This window comes from Serratia sp. FS14 (assembly GCF_000695995.1).
GTDB classification, from domain to species: Bacteria; Pseudomonadota; Gammaproteobacteria; order Enterobacterales; family Enterobacteriaceae; genus Serratia; species Serratia nematodiphila.
In genome coordinates this window covers 2174619-2193347 of record NZ_CP005927.1, presented here as the reverse complement: position 1 = coordinate 2193347, position 18729 = coordinate 2174619, and the positions used below count along the sequence as shown (strand labels likewise).

Genomic DNA, 18729 nt, shown 5'->3' with positions numbered 1-18729 from the left:
CGACGCTCGAAGAACACCGCAACGAAAACAAGGGTATTTACAAGCGGCGCGGAACCCAATAAGATGCATTTAAAATGCATCATTAAAATTCTCGTCAAGATCCCAACCCAAGGAGCGCTCCCATGCTGGATAGCCAAACCATCGCCACCGTGAAATCCACCATCCCCCTGCTGGCAGCAACCGGGCCGAAGCTGACCGCCCACTTTTACGATCGCATGTTCGCCCACAACCCGGAATTGAAAGACATTTTCAATATGAGCAATCAGCGCAACGGCGATCAGCGTCAGGCGCTGTTCGACGCCATCTGCGCCTATGCCGCCAACATCGAGAACCTGGCGGCGCTGCTGCCGGCGGTGGAACGCATTGCGCAGAAGCACACCAGCTTCAATATCCAGCCGGAGCAATACCAAATCGTCGGCGGCCACCTGCTGGCGACGCTGGACGAAATGTTTAGCCCGGGTCAGGAAGTGTTGGACGCCTGGGGCAAAGCCTACGGCGTGCTGGCCAACGTGTTTATTCAGCGTGAAGAGCAGATTTATCAGCAGAGCGAAACCGACAACGGCGGCTGGCGCGATCTGCGCGCGTTCCGCATCCTGAAGAAACAGCCGCAGAGCGACGTGATCTGCAGCTTCGTGCTGGCGCCGGTGGACGGCGGCCGGGTGGCGGACTTCAAACCTGGGCAATACCTGGCGGTCTACATCAAGCACGACAGCCTGGAGCATCAGGAAATTCGCCAGTACTCGCTGACCACCTCGCCGAACGGCGAGTTCTACCGCATCGCGGTGAAGCGTGAAGATCAGGGTAAAGTGTCCAACTACCTGCACCAGCAGGCGCAGGAAGGCGACGTGATCGACATCGCCCCGCCGCACGGCGACTTCTTCCTCGACGTGACGCCGACCACGCCGGTGGCGCTGATCTCTGCCGGCGTCGGCCAAACCCCAATGCTCGGTATGCTCAACAGCCTGCACGACAGCCAACATCAGGCACAGGTCCACTGGCTGCACGCGGCGGAAAACGGCAGCGTGCACGCCTTTGCCGAGGAAGTGGCGGATATTGCCGGGCGCATGCCGAATCTGAGCCGCCATGTGTGGTACCGCGAGCCGGGCGCCGATGACGTGGAAGGCCGCGACTACCACAGCCGCGGATTGATGGATTTGAGCGCGCTGCAAGGCAGCCTGGCCGATCCGCAAATGCACTATTACTTCTGCGGCCCGGTGGCCTTCATGCAGTTCGTGGGCAAACAGCTGCTGGAGATGGGCGTAGAGGCCGAACGCATCCACTACGAATGCTTCGGCCCGCATAAGGTGCTGTAATGCGTGCGGAGCGCGGCCGTCAGACCGCGCTCCCCCTTCATTTCTCCTGCAGTTGGCGCGCGTCCTGCACCTGCTGCACCGTCACCGGCGCCGCCTGGTTGCCCCAGCTTCCCCGCAGATAGCTCATCAGATCGGCCGCTTGACGATCGTTCAACGCCCAGCCATAAGCCGGCATGTCGAACGCCATCGCCTGCTGCGTGATCGGCGTATGCGCCCCTTCCAGCACCACCCGCAGCGCGGTCAGCGGATTATCCGCCGTTACCGTGGCATTGCCTGCCAGCGCCGGAATGGCAAAATCGGTACCTTCACCTTGATTGCCGTGGCAGGTCGAGCAGTACATCGCATAGGTCGCCTTGCCGCCCGAATTATCCGCCTGCGCAGCAGATGAAGCAGGTTTGGCGGCGGTGTCCGGCGCCAGGCTGCGCAGGTACACCGCGATGGCGTTCAGATCGCCGTCGCTGAGGTACTGCGTGCTGTGGGTCACCACCTCGCTCATTGGCCCGGCGACCGCCGCATGGCGGCTGCGGCCGGTTTTCAGCAGCGCCGTCACCTCTTCCGGCGGCAGGCCGCGCAGATTGGAGGCGTACCAGCCGTCCAGCTCGGCGCCGCTCAGGAACACCGGCTCCTTACCGTCCAGGCCCTTCTCCTGCATCGCCCAGCCGCGCGGCGTGTGGCAGCTGCCGCAATGGCCTGCGCCTTGCACCAGATAGGCGCCGCGGTTCCACTCGGCGCTTTGCTGCGGATCCGCCTGATACGGCTGGTCGTCGTGGAACAGCTGATTCCACACCGCCAGCGGCCAGCGCATCGACAGCGGCCAAGTGATATCGCTGTCGCGGTTGGCGACGTTCTGCGCCGGCACCTCGTTCATCAGATAGTCATACAGCGCGCGCATGTCTTCCGTGCTCATTTTGGCGTACGAGGTGTACGGCATCGCCGGATAAAGCCGGTGACCGTCTTTGGCGATCCCCTGACGCATGGCGCGATCGAACTCTTCGAATGAGTAAGCGCCGATGCCGTGCAGCTTGTCCGGCGTGATGTTGGTGGCGTAGATAGCCCCGAGCGGCGTCGGGAACTTCATGCCGCCCGCCAATTCGGCGCCGCCCGGCGCGGTATGGCAGGCGGTGCAGTCACCGGCTTTGGCGACGTATTCCCCGGCCGACATCGCCTGGGCCGAGCCGCCGGCGGCCAACAGGCTCAACAGGTACAGTGAACGCAGACTCATGCTCCCTCCTTGGCGGCAACCTTGCCGTAGGCCAGTTCGTTAACCGCGCGCCACGCCTGATCGATCGCCGAGTTGGCGTACGGGCTCCAGTCGGCATCGGAGTTGGCGATAGCGATCTTGCCGATCGGCTGCCGCGCCGTTTCGATGATTTTCTTGGCTTCGTCTTCGTCGTCAAACAACCCGTTGAGGAAGTAGGAGTAACCGTGCGACCAGCGGTTGACGGTGATCGCCTGAATGTCGCGCTGATGATCGAAACCGGCCTCGCCCAGCATGCCCTGCAGCTGTTCGCGGATCATCTGCTCGTGCACTTCGAACGGCGTGCCCAGCAGCAGCGCGCGCCCTTTGCGCGACTGTTCGCGCGTGCTGAGGCCGCTGCCCGGCAGCGTCGGCACATACACCATATGCAGGCCGATCGGCCGATCCGGATCGCGCGGGTGCTGATAGCCGCCCATGCTCACCGGATAATCCAGCTTCACGCGGCTGTACGGCGCGGCCGGCGAATAGACCTCGTGCACGCCCAGCTTGATGAACGGCTGCCAGTTGCGGATCACCACCTTGCTGTACACCAGCGGCGCCTTGACGTTCTGCTTCAGCGCCTCCTGCTGCTCGTGCGCCATCTCCGGCACCAGATACGGGATCATCATGTTGTAGCCGGCCATCACCACCTGCCCGGCGCGCACTTTGGTCATCTTCTCGCCGGTCATGTAGGTGACTTCCACCTTGTCGCCGACGTTGGCCGCGTGCAGCCCGGTGCTGTTCAAGCGCAGCTTCACCGGCGATTCCGGCCGATCGAGCTGGCTGTAGTCGAATTTAGCCAGCACCACGTCGTTCATGTCCTTGCCGGCCGGCGCCACCGCCGGGATCAGCTGGCGCACCATCAGGCGCGCCAGCGTAGCGTTGCCGTCCGGGAAGTGGAACACGTAAGGATCGTCGAGATCTGCCTGCGACTCTTCGTCCAGCGGCGGCAGACTCATGCCGTTCAGGCCCGGCAGATCGCAAATGCGCGCATCGCTGCACGAGGTGCCATCGATGCCCACCGCCTGGAAATCGTTGGTGGTCTGCTGGAAATAACGGATCGCCAGCTCGCTCAGCCCAACCTTCTCGCGCAGGAACTGGGTGTAGCTGTGGGTGTCGAGCCATTCGACCTTCTGCTCCAGCGTCATCCCCGGCAGATAATCCTTCTCCACCGTGTGCAGCGCGATCAGCGCCTGGCGATCGCTTTCCGGCAGCGGAAAATCGCCGATGAACGCTTCATAAGAGCGGCCGTTGAGGCGATCGCGCGGGATGTCGTCCGCCACCGTGCGGCCCGGATCGCCGCTCACCACCTTGTCGACGCCGAAGTTCTTGCGATCGAAGTAAACGCCGCGGCTCAAATTCAAATCCGGGTAGAAGGTGGTGTCGAAAGCCTGTTCCAGTTGGTCGATATCGACGCCGAGCTTGCGCAGCAGCCCCATCGCCACCGGGCTGAAGTTGGAGCGCGGCGACTGCAGCGATTCGCTGCCGCCGTAGCCGAGCAGCATGCCGTCGTCGCTGTTGAACTCGTTGCGCTTGGCGTGGCCGCCGAAGTCGTCGTGATTGTCGATCAAAAGAATGCGCTGCCGCTCGCCTTTCAGCTGCTGCCAGAAACAGGCGGCCGCCAGCCCGCTGATGCCGGCGCCGACCACCACCAGATCGAACTCTTCAACGGCGGGCACGCTGCCGAAATCAAAGGTTTTGCCGTCGCGCCCCAGCTGGTGCGCATGCTCGAACGAGCCCGGATGGTTGCCCCGCAACCCGGTCAGCGCCGGCGGATAGTACAGGGTTTGATTGGCGGTTTGCGGCGACGCGCGCAAGATTTGCAGCGGCGTCAACCCGGCGGCGATGGTGATCGCCACCCCGTTGAGAAAATCGCGTCTGGTGATACCCATATAGGCTTCCTTTCAATTTTTATTATCATCAGCCGGCCGGAGCCGGCTCGAAGGCCGCGCTATTGTGCGGATAATTACTGTAAAATCAATGTTTGAACATCACATGACGAATGGCCGTGTAATCCTCCAGCCCGTACATCGACATATCCTTGCCGTAGCCGGACAGTTTCTGGCCGCCGTGCGGCATCTCGCTCACCAGCATGAAGTGGGTGTTCACCCAGGTACAGCCGTATTGCAGGCGGGCGCTTAAGCGATGTGCGCGGCCCACGTCGCGGGTCCATACGGACGACGCCAGCCCGTAGTTGGATTCGTTCGCCCAGGCCAGTACCTGCTCTTCGTCGTCGAACGGCGTCACCGTCACCACCGGGCCGAACACTTCGCGCTGCACGATCTCGTCTTCCTGGCGCGCGCCGGCCAGCAGCGTCGGCTGGAAATAGTAGCCCGGCCCCTTCACCTTCTCGCCGCCGGTGACCACCTGCACATGCGGCAACGCTTTGGCTCGCTCGACAAAACCGGCCACCCGCTCCAGATGCTGGGCGGTAATCAACGGCCCCAGCTCGGTGCTCTCGTCGTCCGGCGCGCCGATCTTCAGGCTGGCCACCGCCTCGCCCAGCCGCTTCACCAGCTCGGGATAAATGCTTTTCTGCGCGTAGATGCGGCAGGCGGCTGTGCAATCCTGGCCGGCGTTGTAGAACCCAAAACCGCGAATGCCGTCCACCACCTGCTGCAGATCGGCATCGTCGAACACCAGCACCGGTGCCTTGCCGCCCAGCTCCATATGGGTGCGTTTAATGCCGGCGGCGGTGTGGGCGATGATGTGCTCGCCGGTGGCGATCGACCCGGTCAGCGACACCATGCGCACCTTGTCATGCCCGGTCAGCCGATCGCCCACGCTGGCGCCGCGCCCGAACAGCACGTTGAGCACGCCCGGCGGGAACAGCCCGGCGGCCAGTTCGGCCAATTTGAAGGTGGTCAGCGGCGTCTGCTCCGAAGGCTTGATCACCACGCAGTTGCCCGCCGCCAAGGCCGGCGCCAGTTTCCAGGCCGCCATCATCAGCGGGTAGTTCCACGGCGCGATCGAGGCCACCACGCCGAGCGGATCGCGGCGGATCATCGAGGTGTGCCCGGCCAGATACTCACCGGCCGCCATGCCGGTCAGGCAGCGGCTGGCGCCGGCGAAGAAGCGAAATACGTCGGCCACCGCCGACAGCTCGTCGTTCAGCACGCAGTGATAAGGCTTGCCGCAGTTGAGCGACTCCAGCCTGGCGAAGGTCTCGGCATGCTCGTCGATCAGATCCGCCAGCTTGAGCAGATGCTCGGCGCGCTCCTTCGGCGTGGTTTGCCCCCAGGCGGCGAACGCGGCGTCCGCCGCCAGCACCGCGCGATCGACCTGCTCCGGGCTGGCCTCCGCCACCTGCGCGATCACTTCGCCGGTCGCCGGGTTATACACCGGCTGGGTCGCGCCCTGGCCATTCACCAGTTGGCCGTCAATCAACAGTTGGCTTTGCATAGGGTTATCCTTTTGTCAGAGGTCGGGTAAGGAAATTATTTGCCGCTGCCGGCGACGCTTTCCCCACCTTTGGTCAGGTAGTAAGCGCCGAGGATCGGCAGCATGGTCAACAGCATCACCGACAGCGCCACCACGTTGGTGATCGGCACGTCGCGCGGGCGACCGAGCTGGTTCAGCAGCCACAGCGGCAGCGTGCGCTCGTGGCCGGCGGTAAAGGTGGTCACGATGATTTCATCGAACGACAGCGCGAACGCCAGCATGCCGCCGGCCAGCAGCGCCGAGCCGAGGTTCGGCAAGATCACGTAACGGAAGGTTTGCCAGCCGTCGGCGCCGAGATCCATCGAAGCCTCGATCAGGCTGTACGAGGTGCGGCGGAATCGGGCGATGACGTTGTTGAACACGATCACCACGCAGAACGTCGCATGGCCGACGACGATGGTCAGGATACCCGGCTCGATGTTCAGCGCCTTGAACGCCGCCAGCAGCGCCAGGCCGGTGACGATCCCCGGCAGCGCGATCGGCAGCAGCAGCAGCAGCGAAATGCTGTCCTTGCCGAAGAAATCGCGCCGATACAGCGCCGCCGCCGCCAGGGTGCCGAGCACCAGCGCGATGGCGGTCGCCAGGCAGGCGATCTGCGCCGACAGCAGCACCGCATCGAGGATGTCCTGCCGCCCGGCGGCGACGTTGAACCAGTGCAGCGTAAAGCCCTTCGGCGGGAAGCTGAAGGCCGCGTCTTCGGTGTTGAAGGCATAGATGGCGATGATCGCCAACGGGAAATGCAGGAAGACAAGTCCGCCCCAGGCGGCCAGCTTCAGCCCTAAGGGCGCGCGTTCAGAGTGCATCGAAAGCCCCCAGACGTTTGACGATGGAAAGGTAGATGGCGATCAGGACGATCGGCACCAGCGTAAAGGCCGCGGCCATCGGCATATTGCCGATCGCGCCCTGCTGGGCGTAGACCATGCTGCCGATGAAATAACCCGGCGGCCCCACCAGCTGCGGCACGATGAAATCGCCCAGCGTCAGCGAAAAGGTGAAGATCGACCCGGCGGCGATGCCCGGCACCGCCAGCGGCAAAATGACGTGGCGGAAGGTCTGCGCCGGCCGGGCGCCCAGATCCGCCGAGGCATGCAGCAGCGAGGGCGGCAGGCGCTCCAGCGCCGCCTGGATCGGCAGGATCATGAACGGCAGCCAGATATAAACGAACACCAGAAAACGCCCCAGCCCCGAGGTCGACAGCGTGTTGCCGCCGACGCCGGGCACCGTCAGCAGCGAAGCCAACAGCGGCTCCAGCCCCAGGTGCTGCAGGAACCACTGCGCCACGCCGTCTTTCGCCAGCAGCAGGGTCCAGGCATAGGCTTTAACGATATAGCTGGCCCACATCGGCATCATCACCGCAATGTAAAAGAACGCCTTGACGCGGCCGCTGGTGTAGCGCGCCATGTAATAGGCGATCGGGAACGCCAGTACCGCGCTGGCCAGCGACACCAGCACCGCCATGGTCAGCGTGCGCAGGATGATGTCGTAGTTGGCCGGGTTGAACAGCGCCGCCAGGTTGGCGAAGGTCAGATCCGGCGTCACCGCCATGGTGAAATCGTCGAAGGTGTAGAACCCCTGCCACAGCAGCGTCAGCAGCGAGCCGAGGTACACCGCGCCGAACCACAGCAGCGGCGGCACCAGCAGTAACAGCAGATACAGCGTCGGCCGGCGATAGAGCCAGGTCGACAGCGCGCGCACGCTACCGCCGCGCGCCGGGGGGGAATCGATGCTCATGTCCATCTCACCTCTCCTCCAGCAGCGGCACCATCGCCGCGCGCGGCCAGCAGGCGACGATCGGCTGGCCGATCTGCCGCTGTTGCCCTTCGGCGATCCACTGTGGATTGGCCTGGCTGACCAGCAGCTTTTCGCCGCCGTTCAGCGCGATCTCATAGCGCGTGGCCGCGCCCTGGTAGTGGATTTCCTGCAGCGTGCCCTGCACCTGGATTTCGTCCTGCGCCGCGCCGCCTTGCTCCAGCAGGCGAATATGCTCCGGCCGGATCGAGAAGGTTCGGCTTTCGCCGAGCAGACGCTGCGCCAGTTCGCTGCGCACCACGTTGGAGGTGCCGACGAACTCGGCGACGAACGGCGTCTTCGGCCGCATGTAAAGCTCGCGCGGCGTATCCACCTGCTCGATGCGGCCGTTATTGAACACCGCCACCCGATCGGACATCGACAGCGCTTCGCTTTGATCGTGGGTGACGAAGATAAAGGTGATGCCCAGCTGGCGCTGCAGCTTCTTCAGTTCGCCCTGCATCTGCTCGCGCAGCTTGAGATCCAGCGCGCCGAGCGGTTCGTCCAGCAGCAGCACCCGTGGCCGATTGACCAGCGCGCGCGCCAGCGCCACGCGCTGCCGCTGGCCGCCCGACAGGTGCGCCGGCTTGCGTTCGGCGACGAAACCGAGCGCCACGCTCTCCAGCGCCTCTTGCGCCCGCGCCAGCCGCTCGCGTTTGGCGACGCCCTTCACCATCAGGCCGTAGGCGACGTTTTCCAGCACCGACATGTGCGGAAACAGCGCGTAATCCTGAAACACGGTATTCACGTCGCGCTGATACGGCGGCAGGTTGGCGGCTTCCTGGCCGTGAATGCGAATCGAGCCGGAAGTCAGCTGTTCAAAGCCGGCGATCAGGCGCAGGCAGGTGGTTTTGCCCGAGCCGGACGGCCCGAGCATGGAGAAGAATTCCCCGTCCTGAATGTCGATGGATACCCGATCCACGGCGCGAACATCGCCGAAAGTCCGCGAAACATCGATGAATTGCACGGCAATGGTCATTTTCTGTGCTCCATTCTGATGTAATTCGGGCGCAGCGAACCGCGCCCCGCGGCTTAGCGGCCGCCCATGATGGCGATGTAATCCTGGGTCCAGCGGCTGTACGGCACGAACTTGCCGCCCTGCGCCTGCGGCGTTTTCCAGAAGGCGATTTTGTCGAACTGGTTGAAACCGTTGGTTTCGCAGCCCTTCTCACCCAGCAGCGCGCTGGCCTTGCAGCCCGCCGGCGAAGCCGGCACCGACCCGAACCAGGCCGCCACGTCGCCCTGCACCTTCGGCTCCAGCGACCAGTTCATCCACTGGTAGGCGCAGCTCGGGTGTTTGGCATCGGCATGCAGCATGGTGGTGTCCGCCCAGCCGGTCACGCCCTCTTTCGGGAACACGGTGGCGATCGGCTGCCCTTCGCCCTTCAGGGCGTTGGCCTGATACGGCCAGGCGCTGGAGGCCACCACGCCTTCGTTTTTAAAGTCGCTCATTTGCACCGAGGTATCGTGCCAGTAGCGGTGGATCAGCGCGTGCTGGCTGCGCAGCAGCTTCAGCGCCGCCTGATACTGCTCTTCGTTGAGCTGGTAAGGATCGCTGATGCCGAGCTGCGGCTGGGTGGCCTTCAGGAACAGCGCCGCGTCGGCGATGTAGATCGGGCCGTCGTAAGCCTGCACCCGGCCCTGGTTGCTCTTGCCGTCCGGCAGGTTCTGCTGCTGGAAGATCACCGCCCAGCTGTCCGGCGGCGTCGGGAAGGTTTTGGTGTTGTACATCAGCAGGTTCGGCCCCCACTGGTACGGCGTGCCGTAGGTTTTGCCGTCCACGGTGTACCAGGCGCCGTTCAGCAGGCGCGGATCGATGTTCTTCCAGTTCGGGATCAGCGCGGTGTTGATCGGCTGCACCCGCTTGCCGAAGATCAGGCGTAGCGAGGCGTCGCCGGAGGCGGTCACCAGATCGTAGCCGCCCTTGGCCATCAGGCTGACCATTTCATCGGAGGTGGCGGCGGTCTTCACGTTCACCGCACAGCCGGTTTGCTTTTCAAACTGGGTGACCCAGTCGTAGTTTTTGTCGGACTGGCCGCGTTCGATGTAGCCGGGCCAGGCGATGATGTCCAGTCGGCCTTCGCCTTTGCCCAGCGCCTGCGGCAGATCGGCCGCCTGGGCCAGGCCGCACAGCACGGTGAGACAGAGCGCGGAGACGGTGGTGGTGACTGCGGTAGTTTTTCCCATCGTAATTACCCCTGTGTTGCTTATCGGTATGCGGCAGGGAACGGCTGCCGCCTGATTTTTCTTGATATAACCGTTAGAAGCCGGCTTTGAACTTCGCCATTACGTGCCTGACAACGCTGTAATCCTGCAGCGAATCGCTGGACAGATCCTTGCCGTAGCCGGAGCGTTTCAGGCCGCCGTGCGGCATTTCGCTCGCCAAGGTGAAATGAGTGTTGATCCAGGTGCTGCCGTACTGCAGATGGGCGGCAATGTGCAGCGCCCGATCGATATTTTGCGTCCACACCGACGAGGCCAGCCCGTATTCCGAGTCGTTGGCCCACGCGACCGCCTGCTCCAGGTGTTCGAAGCGCGTGACGCTGACCACCGGGCCAAACACCTCACGCTGCACGATCTCGTCGCTTTGCAGGCAACCCGCCAGCAGGGTCGGCTGGTAGTAGAACCCCGGCCCGGAGTGCGCCGCGGCGCCGGTGATCAATTCGATATGCGGTTGGCTGAGCGCCCGCTCGACAAAGCTGGCGACGCGATCGCGCTGGCGGGCACTTATCAACGGGCCGATCTCGTTGTCCTGATCGCGCTTGCGGGCGAAGCGCAGGCTGGCGACCGCTTCGCCCAGCGCGTCCACCAGTTTGGGATAGATGCCGGCCTGCGCGTAGATGCGGCAGGCGGCGGTGCAGTCCTGGCCGGCGTTGTAATAGCCATAGGTGCGAATGCCGTTGACCACCTCGTCGAGAGCGGCGTCGTCGCAAACGATCACCGGCGCCTTGCCCCCCAGCTCCAGATGGGTGCGCTTGACGCTTTTGGCCGCCGCCTGGAGGATTTTTTGCCCGGTGACGATATCGCCGGTGACCGACACCAGCCGCACCTGCGGGTGCCCCACCAGCTGGCTGCCGACCCCTTCACCGCCGCCATAGACGATGTTCAGCACGCCTGGCGGCAGGATCTCCTGCAGCGCCGGCACCAGCGCCAAAATGGTCAGCGGCGTATGTTCGGAGGGTTTAAACACCACGGTATTGCCCGCCGCCAACGCCGGCGCGATCTTCCACGCCGCCATCATCAGCGGATAGTTCCAGGGGGCGATCGAAGCCACCACGCCAATGGGATCGCGGCGGATCATCGAGGTGTGGCCCGGCACATACTCACCGGCCAATTGCCCTTGCTGCGTGCGCACCGCGCCGGCAAAGAAGCGGAACACGTCGACCGCCGCCGGCAAATCGTCATTGAGCGCCTGATGCAGCGGTTTGCCGCAGTTGAGGGCTTCCAGCTGCGCCAGCTGCGGCGCCTGCCGCTCGATGGCGTCGGCGATGCGCAGCAACAGCGTGGCGCGCTGGGCCGGCGTAGTGCGCGACCAGTGGCCAAACGCCTGCTGCGCGGCTTTCACCGCGCTGCCGACCTGCGCCGAAGAGGCTTCGGTCAGGGCGATCAGCGTCTCGCCATTAGCCGGATTGACGATGCACTCCTGCTGGCCTTCGCCGTCGATAAGCTGACCGTTAATGAACTGCTGACAGGACAAACCTGAGAGAACCTGCACATCCGCCATCGCCTGACGCCCCTAAGTGACAAAAACGTTAACCAAATGTGAATAAGTTAGTTTTAATCAGCCTAAGCGAGCCTCTGGCGGGCAACAAATTCTAAATACTGAACGACGCGTTCGATTAAATCGAATGCTTAAGCCCGGCGGCATGTTTGCTGCCGTTCTCGCGCGCGATGGTGAGGAACGGCGTCACCAGCTCCGGCCGCGCGCTGCCGCGCCGCCATGCCAACCCGATATCCAGCGGCTCCAGCAGATCGTCCAGCTTGCGCGCCTCGATCATGTTGCCCTCCAGCGACCAGGCGCGGTACGCCATGTCCGGCTGGATGGAGACGCCCATCCCCGCCGCCACCAGGCTGCGCACCGCCTCGGTCGAGGCGGTCTTCATGGCGATCTCCGGCTTCAGCCCGGCGCGCGCCCAGATGCGCCGCGCGTGCACGTCCATTTCATCGGCGTTGAGCTGGATCAGCGGCTGTTTGGCCACGTCCGCCAGGCTGATGCTCTCGTGCTCCAGCAGCGGGTGCAGCGGCGGCAGCCACAGACGATACGGCGAGTGCATCAGCACCTCAGTCTGCAGCGCGTCGCGGTCCTCGATGTTCGACAAGATCAGCACGCCGATGTCGATCTCGCCGCTGACCAGCAGATGCTCGATGTACGGGCGTTCGTCTTCAACCACCTGCACGGTGACGTTGGGATAGGCAGATTTAAAGCGCGTGAGCAACTCCACCAGGAAGTAACCGGCCACCAGGCTGGTGACGCCGATAGTCAGCTTGCCGGTCAGGCTTTCGGTGCCGATCTGCAGGCTGCGCTTGGCGTTGTCCACCGTCGCCAGGATCAGATACGACTGGCGCAAGAACTGGTGCCCCTGATGGGTCAGCGTCATGCCCTTGGCGTGGCGATCGAACAGCCGCACGCCGATCTCGGTTTCCAGCTGCTGGATCGCCAGCGTCAGCGAAGACTGGGAGACAAACACCGCCTGGGCGCCGGCGGAGATCGACCCGGTTTCCGCCACGGCGATGAAGTGGCGGATTTGGCGTAACGTCATCATGGGGGTGATTCCTCAAGCAAAAACATTGCGTTGAGTGTAGACGCCGGCCGTGAAGCGATCGGGAAAAGTGTCAAAAACGCGATAGCGTTCGCTTTTTTAGAATGCCCGCAGGCAAAAATGGGGGAAACGGCGAGGCGAAGAAGTATGATGTACGGGGAGCAGAAATGACAAGGGCGCAGCATGCTGCGCCCTGATGGCCGATGATCCTGCTGAGGATCAGATCGCTTCTTCGTCCTGCTCGCCGGTACGGATGCGCACCACGCGCGCCACGTCGAAGACGAAGATTTTGCCGTCGCCGATCTTGCCGGTCTGCGCGGTTTGCATAATGGTTTCCACGCAGGTGTCGACGATGTCGTCGGCAACCACGATCTCGATCTTCACCTTAGGCAGAAAATCGACCATGTATTCGGCGCCGCGGTACAGCTCAGTGTGGCCCTTCTGGCGGCCGAAGCCTTTGACTTCGGTGACCGTCATGCCGGTGATGCCCACTTCGGCCAGCGCTTCGCGGACGTCATCCAGTTTGAACGGCTTGATAATCGCGTCGATCTTTTTCATCTTCTTTCCTTTTACCAATTTTTGCGGCCAAAACCGGATGTGATGGGGTAGCGGCGGTCTTTGCCGAAGTTACGGGCGGTGATGCGCGGCCCGACGGCGGCCTGACGCCGCTTGTATTCGTTGATGTCCACCAGGCGGATCACCTTGCGCACGATCGCTTCATCGAAGCCTTCGGCCACCAGATCGGCGACCGACTTGTCGCGCTCGACGTAGCCTTCCAGGATCGCATCCAGGATATCGTACGGCGGCAGGCTGTCCTGATCGACCTGATCCGGCGCCAGCTCGGCGGACGGCGGGCGATCGATCACCCGCTGCGGGATCACGTAGGAGACGGTGTTACGGTATTCAGACAGCTTGAACACCAGCGTTTTCGGCACGTCCTTCAGCACGTCGAAACCGCCGGCCATATCGCCGTACAGCGTGGCGTAACCGACCGCCATTTCGCTCTTGTTGCCGGTGGTCAGCACGATGCTGCGGCGCTTGTTGGACAGCGCCATCAGCACCACCCCGCGGCAACGCGCCTGCAGGTTCTCTTCGGTGGTGTCGCGCTCGGTGCCGGCGAACATCGGCGACAGCTGGCCCATAAAGGCGTCGAACATCGGTTCGATGGAGACGATATCGAACTCCACGCCGAGGATTTCCGCCTCTTCCTTGGCGTCGGCGATGCTGATATCCGCGGTGTAGCGGAATGGCATCATCAGCGCCTGCACCTTGTCTTTGCCCAACGCATCCACGGCGATCGCCAGCGTCAGCGCCGAGTCGATACCGCCGGACAGCCCCAGCACCGCGCCTTTAAAGCCGTTTTTGGTCACGTAGTCGCGCACCGCCAGCACCAGCGCCTGATACACCTGCGCCAGCTGCGGCAGTTCGGCGGCCGGATCGGCCATCGGCACCACATCCAACTCGTTGAATTCCAGGCGGGTCACCTGCTCGTCGAAGGCCGCCAGACGGTGAGTCATGGTGCCGGCGGCGTCGAAGACCTTGGAGCAGCCGTCGAAGATCAGCTCATCCTGGCCGCCGACCTGGTTGAGGTACACCAGCGGCAGCTGAGTGCGCTGGCAGTGGCCGGCCATCAGCGTTTTGCGGATATACGGTTTTTCGCGATTATACGGCGAGGCGTTGATCGACAGGATAATCTCCGCGCCGGCCGCCTTGGCGGCGTCGATCGGCTCAGGGAACCACAGATCTTCGCAGATCAGCAGCCCCAGACGGTAGCCTTTCAGCTCCACCACGCAGGTGTCGTTGCCGGCGTGGAAATAGCGCTTCTCATCGAACACGCCGTAGTTCGGCAGCTGCTGCTTGAAGTAGCGGGTCAGCAGGCGGCCTTCGGCGAACAGCGACAGCGCGTTGTACAGCTTGTCGCCTTCGCGCCACGGGTGGCCGACCAGGATCGCCGTCTCGGCGGAGGCCTGCTGCAGGCGCAGCAGCTGCGCATCGCAGCGCTCATAGAAATCATTGCGATACAGCAGATCTTCCGGCGGGTAGCCGGACAGCGCCAGTTCGCTGAACATGACCAGATCGGCTCCCGCCTTCTGCTGCTCCTGCACGATTTGCAACATGCGTTCGGTGTTGCCTTCAATGTCGCCGACCAGCAGGTTCAACTGGGCCAGGGCGATGGAAAGTGATCTGCTCATTTGTGTACGATCCCGCTTAATACGTTCCATAGTGCTCTACGCCGGGGCGCGCCGCGGCAAAGAGAACGGAGTGTAAATCATTCCGCCGGATTTGTTGAGAACCTGCGTGGCAGGCGCCGGCGGGAAACTGTCATTCTTTAAAATCGTTGGCGTCCAGCTCGTGGCGCGACAGCAATTTGTAAAACTCGGTGCGGTTGCGGCCCGCCATGCGTGCGGCCTGGGTCACGTTGCCCTTGGTGATCTGCAGCAGTTTGCGCAGATAGTGCAACTCAAACTGGTTGCGCGCTTCGGCGAAAGTCGGCAGCGCGGTGTTTTCCCCTTCCAGCGCCTGCTCCACTAACGCCTCGCTGATCACCGGTGCCGAGGTCAGCGCCACGCACTGCTCGATGACGTTGACCAGCTGACGCACGTTGCCCGGCCAGCTGGCGGTCATCAGCCGCTTCATGGCGTCGGTCGAGAAGCTGCGCACGAACGGCTTGTGCCGCTGAGCCGCTTCGCGCAACAGGTGATTGGCCAGCAGCGGGATATCTTCGGCGCGCTCGTTGAGCGCCGGGATCTTCAGGTTCACCACGTTGAGGCGGTAGTAGAGATCCTCGCGGAACTCGTTCTTCGCCATCGCCTTTTGCAGATCGCGGTGGGTGGCGGAGATGATGCGTACGTCAATGTCCAGATCGCGATTGCTGCCGAGCGGCCGCACCTTGCGTTCCTGCAGCACGCGCAGCAGCTTCACCTGCAGCGACAGCGGCATATCGCCGATCTCGTCGAGGAACAGCGTGCCGCCCGCCGCCGCCTGGAACAGCCCTTCGCGGCTGCTGACCGCACCGGTAAAGGCGCCCTTGGCGTGGCCGAACAGTTCGGACTCCAGCAGCTGCTCCGGCAGCGCGCCGCAGTTGATGGCGATGAACGCCTTGCTGGCGCGCGGGCTGGCCGCGTGGATCGCCTGCGCCACCACCTCTTTACCGGTGCCGCTCTGGCCGTTGATCAATACGCTGACGTCCGACTGCGCCACCATTTTCACCTGCTCCAGCAGGCGCAGCATCAACGGGCTGCGGGTGACGATGTCTTCCCGCCAGGCATCGTCGCCGGCCGGGCTGGCCGACAGCGCGAGCGCCTCGTCGATGGCCTTGTACAGCGCATCGCGATCCACCGGTTTGGTGAGGAAGCTGAACACCCCCTGCTGGGTGGCGGCCACCGCATCGGGAATCGAACCGTGCGCGGTAAGAATGATCACCGGCATGCCCGGCTGATGCTTTTGGATTTCGGCGAACAGCGCCATGCCGTCCATCTCATCCATGCGCAGATCGCTGATCACCAGATCGATCTGTTCGCGCGCCAACAGGCGCAGCGCTTCCTGGCCGCTTTCGGCGGTGGTGACGTGAAAACCTTCGCTGGTCAGGCGCATGCCCAACAGCTTCAGCAGGCTGGGATCGTCGTCAACCAATAACAGGTTGGCCGGTTTGCGTGCGGTCATTGCGCGTGGGACTCCTTATTGGCGGGATGCGGCGTATAGGTGTCTTCCGGTTCAACCGGCAGCGCGGTGCCTTTTTCCGGTTCGTCCTTTTCAGCGCCTTTGGCGGCCGCGCCGCTTTTACCGGCGGCTTCGCCCTTCTGCTGGCCCGCGCCGTTTTCCGGGATTTCCCCTTGCAGCTGCTTGCGCGATGAGAGCTGGCGCTCGATATCGGTCAGGTTTTCCAGCTTGCGCGAGGTGTCCTGCAGCTGCGACTGCAGGCGCGCCTGATTCTGGCGCAGCGAATCGATCTGGCTGTCGCTGCTCTCCTGCAGATGCTGATAGCGCGCTTTCTCATCGAACAACGTGATCTGCAGCATCTGCTGCTGGCGCCACAGCTGCGTCAACGGACGCAGCGAACCGGGGAACTCCATCCGGTAACTGTTGATCCTGTCGAGCATCTGGCGACGTTCACCGGAGGTCGGCTGTGCGCTCCCCAGCAGGATGCTCTGTTTGAAAACGCCGGACCAGCTGTCGCCCGGCACCGTTTTCGCCAGCGCACGCGCCTGGGTCGAGCCGATGCGATCGGCGCAGTCCATCGCGCGCAGCCAGTAGAGCGCGTTATCCAGCGCGTCCTTGTCGTCCAATTGCCACAGGGTATCGCAAGCCGCGGTGCGGTAATCGATCACCTTGGTATCCGGGATCGCCTCTTGCTGCTGAGGGTTCAATCCGCCGCTGACGGCGCGATCGACGCAGCCCGCCAGCAACAGCGGCATAAAGAAAACGGCGCCCAGCCAGGCGATTGGGCGTTTGCCGAGCGGCGCTCTGTGCGTGGCACGCGGTGAACGTTCGGTCTGTGAAAGACGAAGGCGCTTAGACCATGTGTACATTATTTATTCATTCTCGGCGGTTAACGGCAGTTCAATGCGGAAGCAGACGTCTGCACCGGCGACCGTCGCCAGTTGCAGCTCACCGCGCATGCGACGGATACAGTCCTGAGCGATGCTCAACCCCAGTCCGCTTCCTTTTACCGCCCCTTTTCGCTGGTGACTACCCTGGAAAAAAGGCTCGAAAATCATGGCTCTTTCAGCCTCGGGGATCGGCGTGCCGGTATTGGCGACGTCGATTTGCACCCGTTGTCCAACCTGACGGCTGCGGATCCAAATGTTACCGGATTCCTTGCCGTAGTGCACCGCATTGGAGTAGAGATTATCCAGCACGCGCATTAATAGCGTAGGCTCTGCCCAGCAGATTTCCGCCTCCAGGGCGATTTCGGTGGAAATCATCTTCGCCCGCGCCGGCAAACTGTGCGCGGCGACCACCAAATCGACCATCTCGCGCAGCTCGACGTTCTCGTGCTCCGCCGGGCCATCGGCCAGTTTGCGGTTGTAATCCAGCAGTTGTTCAATCAGCTGCTGCAGGTGGCGGCTGCTGTTGTCGAGGATCGTCACCACCTCTTTCTGGTCTGAAGTCAGCGGCCCCGCCACTTCGTCGGCCAGCAGTTCGGTGCCTTCACGCATGCTGGCCAGCGGCGTTTTCAACTCGTGCGAGATATGGCGCAAGAACTCGTGGCGCTGCGATTCCAGCCACGCCAGCCGCTCGCTCAGCCAAATGATGCGCTGCGCCAGCGAACGCAGCTCGCGCGGCCCTTTGAACGACGCGGTGCTACCCAGCGCGCGCCCTTCCCCCAGGCGATTGATCATCCGTTCCACGGCCTTGACCGGCCCGATGATCATGCGGGTAAACAGCACCACCAGCAGCACGCTGACCAGGAACAACAGCAGCGCCTGCCAGCCGAAGAACTGGCCGCGCTCGGCGATGGCCTGCTGCAGCTGCTGGCCGCGCGAGAACACCACCGCGCGCGTGGCCTGCACCATTTCGGCGTTGGAACGGGAGAACGATTCGAGCAGGGCCGAGGCCTCTTGGTCCGGTCCGCTGTTATGGCATTTGATCGCCGCCAGCTGGGTCAGCAACTGACGCAGCGTTTGGTAATAACGTTCGTCCGGCAGGATCGGCGCGTGGGCGTCCAGCATCTGCGAATACTGTTTGCGCTGGTTCTGGTACAGCTTCTGCAGCGTAGGATCGACCAGCACGCAGTACTGACGATAGCTGCGCTCCATCTCCAGCGCCACGCTGGTCATCGCCTCGCTGCGCCGCGCGTCCACCAGCGTGGTGCGGTTGATGTCCGCCGCCTGCGCGCTGAGGTGATCCAGGCTCTGGTAGGCTTGATAGGCCAGCACCAACAGCGGCAGCAGCACCAACAGGAAGGCCAGCAGCACCAATTGCCGCAGCGAACGGGGGAATAAACGCCATTTTTTCAACGAAATCATCTCATTCTCTCAGCTCTGTCACGATGCTAACTGACTCGCCGGAAAGAGAAAAGCCCGGCAGGGGAGAATCCTGAACGCGCAAGGAAAAAGCCGCGGGATCGGCGAAGCGCGCCCATAGGCCTGGCCTGCCGACGGCATGCGGCCCCGGTAACATCAACCGGCGCGAAAACGAGAGTGTGGGGATAGCGTCTGCGTTCGAGGGCATAGGCAACGAAACGGGC

Annotated in this window: 15 protein-coding genes; 1 reads left to right on the top strand and 14 read right to left on the bottom strand. The window is 63.1% G+C overall.

Going from position 1 to position 18729, the window contains the following annotated elements:
* Positions 1–122: 122 nt before the first annotated feature.
* Entirely contained in the window at positions 123–1313 is a 1191-nt protein-coding gene (gene hmpA / locus L085_RS09920) for an NO-inducible flavohemoprotein (RefSeq protein WP_004941387.1), read from the top strand.
* A 37-nt stretch (positions 1314–1350) separates the two neighbouring features.
* Here the strand turns inward: hmpA and L085_RS09915 are convergent, their stop codons facing one another.
* The 14 genes from L085_RS09915 to L085_RS09850 form a co-directional block, all read right to left on the bottom strand.
* Complete coding sequence (locus tag L085_RS09915; protein WP_021504512.1) at positions 1351–2535, bottom strand: cytochrome c; 1185 nt, start codon at positions 2533–2535, stop codon at positions 1351–1353.
* Entirely contained in the window at positions 2532–4442 is a 1911-nt protein-coding gene (locus L085_RS09910; RefSeq protein ID WP_044030662.1) for an FAD/NAD(P)-binding protein, read from the bottom strand. The genes L085_RS09915 and L085_RS09910 overlap by 4 nt, the downstream gene beginning before the upstream one ends.
* Before the next feature lie 85 nt (positions 4443–4527).
* Positions 4528–5952, bottom strand: coding sequence for an aminobutyraldehyde dehydrogenase (gene patD / locus L085_RS09905; RefSeq protein WP_044030661.1), 1425 nt, complete (start codon positions 5950–5952; stop codon positions 4528–4530).
* A gap of 35 nt (positions 5953–5987) precedes the next feature.
* Complete coding sequence (locus L085_RS09900; protein ID WP_004941378.1) at positions 5988–6794, bottom strand: ABC transporter permease; 807 nt, start codon at positions 6792–6794, stop codon at positions 5988–5990.
* Positions 6784–7728 carry an ABC transporter permease gene (locus L085_RS09895; protein WP_021504515.1) on the bottom strand — a complete coding sequence of 315 codons (945 nt, stop codon included), beginning with the start codon at positions 7726–7728 and terminating at the stop codon, positions 6784–6786. Before L085_RS09895 ends, L085_RS09900 begins: the two co-directional genes overlap by 11 nt.
* A gap of 1 nt (position 7729) precedes the next feature.
* Positions 7730–8758: an ABC transporter ATP-binding protein gene (locus L085_RS09890; protein WP_015378790.1), complete on the bottom strand. Its 1029-nt coding sequence runs from the start codon at positions 8756–8758 to the stop codon at positions 7730–7732.
* Between the two features lie 53 nt (positions 8759–8811).
* Complete coding sequence (gene ydcS / locus L085_RS09885; protein WP_015378791.1) at positions 8812–9966, bottom strand: putative ABC transporter substrate-binding protein YdcS; 1155 nt, start codon at positions 9964–9966, stop codon at positions 8812–8814.
* Between the two features lie 73 nt (positions 9967–10039).
* On the bottom strand, positions 10040–11503 hold the full coding sequence (locus tag L085_RS09880) for a gamma-aminobutyraldehyde dehydrogenase (protein ID WP_044030660.1): 1464 nt from the start codon (positions 11501–11503) through the stop codon (positions 10040–10042).
* Positions 11504–11618: 115 nt separating this feature from the next.
* On the bottom strand, positions 11619–12542 hold the full coding sequence (locus tag L085_RS09875; protein ID WP_015378793.1) for a LysR substrate-binding domain-containing protein: 924 nt from the start codon (positions 12540–12542) through the stop codon (positions 11619–11621).
* 216 nt (positions 12543–12758) lie between these two features.
* Positions 12759–13097 (bottom strand): nitrogen regulatory protein P-II, encoded by a 339-nt coding sequence (glnB, locus tag L085_RS09870; protein WP_004847623.1) that lies wholly within the window; start codon positions 13095–13097, stop codon positions 12759–12761.
* Between the two features lie 11 nt (positions 13098–13108).
* Positions 13109–14731 (bottom strand): NAD+ synthase, encoded by a 1623-nt coding sequence (locus L085_RS09865; RefSeq protein WP_004941363.1) that lies wholly within the window; start codon positions 14729–14731, stop codon positions 13109–13111.
* Between the two features lie 130 nt (positions 14732–14861).
* Positions 14862–16202, bottom strand: coding sequence for a two-component system response regulator GlrR (glrR, locus tag L085_RS09860; protein ID WP_004941361.1), 1341 nt, complete (start codon positions 16200–16202; stop codon positions 14862–14864).
* Positions 16199–17068, bottom strand: coding sequence for a two-component system QseEF-associated lipoprotein QseG (gene qseG, locus L085_RS09855; protein ID WP_049870654.1), 870 nt, complete (start codon positions 17066–17068; stop codon positions 16199–16201). The genes glrR and qseG overlap by 4 nt, the downstream gene beginning before the upstream one ends.
* A gap of 3 nt (positions 17069–17071) precedes the next feature.
* Positions 17072–18508 carry a HAMP domain-containing sensor histidine kinase gene (locus L085_RS09850; protein ID WP_044030659.1) on the bottom strand — a complete coding sequence of 479 codons (1437 nt, stop codon included), beginning with the start codon at positions 18506–18508 and terminating at the stop codon, positions 17072–17074.
* Between the last annotated feature and the right edge of the window lie 221 nt (positions 18509–18729).

Bases quoted from the DNA above. Each gene is read 5' to 3' on its own strand.
- hmpA (WP_004941387.1), top strand. From the start codon at position 123: ATGCTGGATAGCCAAACCATCGCCACCGTGAAATCCACCATCCCCCTG.
- L085_RS09915 (WP_021504512.1), bottom strand. From the start codon at position 2,535: ATGAGTCTGCGTTCACTGTACCTGTTGAGCCTGTTGGCCGCCGGCGGC.
- L085_RS09910 (WP_044030662.1), bottom strand. From the start codon at position 4,442: ATGGGTATCACCAGACGCGATTTTCTCAACGGGGTGGCGATCACCATC.
- patD (WP_044030661.1), bottom strand. From the start codon at position 5,952: ATGCAAAGCCAACTGTTGATTGACGGCCAACTGGTGAATGGCCAGGGC.
- L085_RS09900 (WP_004941378.1), bottom strand. From the start codon at position 6,794: ATGCACTCTGAACGCGCGCCCTTAGGGCTGAAGCTGGCCGCCTGGGGC.
- L085_RS09895 (WP_021504515.1), bottom strand. From the start codon at position 7,728: ATGGACATGAGCATCGATTCCCCCCCGGCGCGCGGCGGTAGCGTGCGC.
- L085_RS09890 (WP_015378790.1), bottom strand. From the start codon at position 8,758: ATGACCATTGCCGTGCAATTCATCGATGTTTCGCGGACTTTCGGCGAT.
- ydcS (WP_015378791.1), bottom strand. From the start codon at position 9,966: ATGGGAAAAACTACCGCAGTCACCACCACCGTCTCCGCGCTCTGTCTC.
- L085_RS09880 (WP_044030660.1), bottom strand. From the start codon at position 11,503: ATGGCGGATGTGCAGGTTCTCTCAGGTTTGTCCTGTCAGCAGTTCATT.
- L085_RS09875 (WP_015378793.1), bottom strand. From the start codon at position 12,542: ATGATGACGTTACGCCAAATCCGCCACTTCATCGCCGTGGCGGAAACC.
- glnB (WP_004847623.1), bottom strand. From the start codon at position 13,097: ATGAAAAAGATCGACGCGATTATCAAGCCGTTCAAACTGGATGACGTC.
- L085_RS09865 (WP_004941363.1), bottom strand. From the start codon at position 14,731: ATGAGCAGATCACTTTCCATCGCCCTGGCCCAGTTGAACCTGCTGGTC.
- glrR (WP_004941361.1), bottom strand. From the start codon at position 16,202: ATGACCGCACGCAAACCGGCCAACCTGTTATTGGTTGACGACGATCCC.
- qseG (WP_049870654.1), bottom strand. From the start codon at position 17,068: ATGTACACATGGTCTAAGCGCCTTCGTCTTTCACAGACCGAACGTTCA.
- L085_RS09850 (WP_044030659.1), bottom strand. From the start codon at position 18,508: ATGATTTCGTTGAAAAAATGGCGTTTATTCCCCCGTTCGCTGCGGCAA.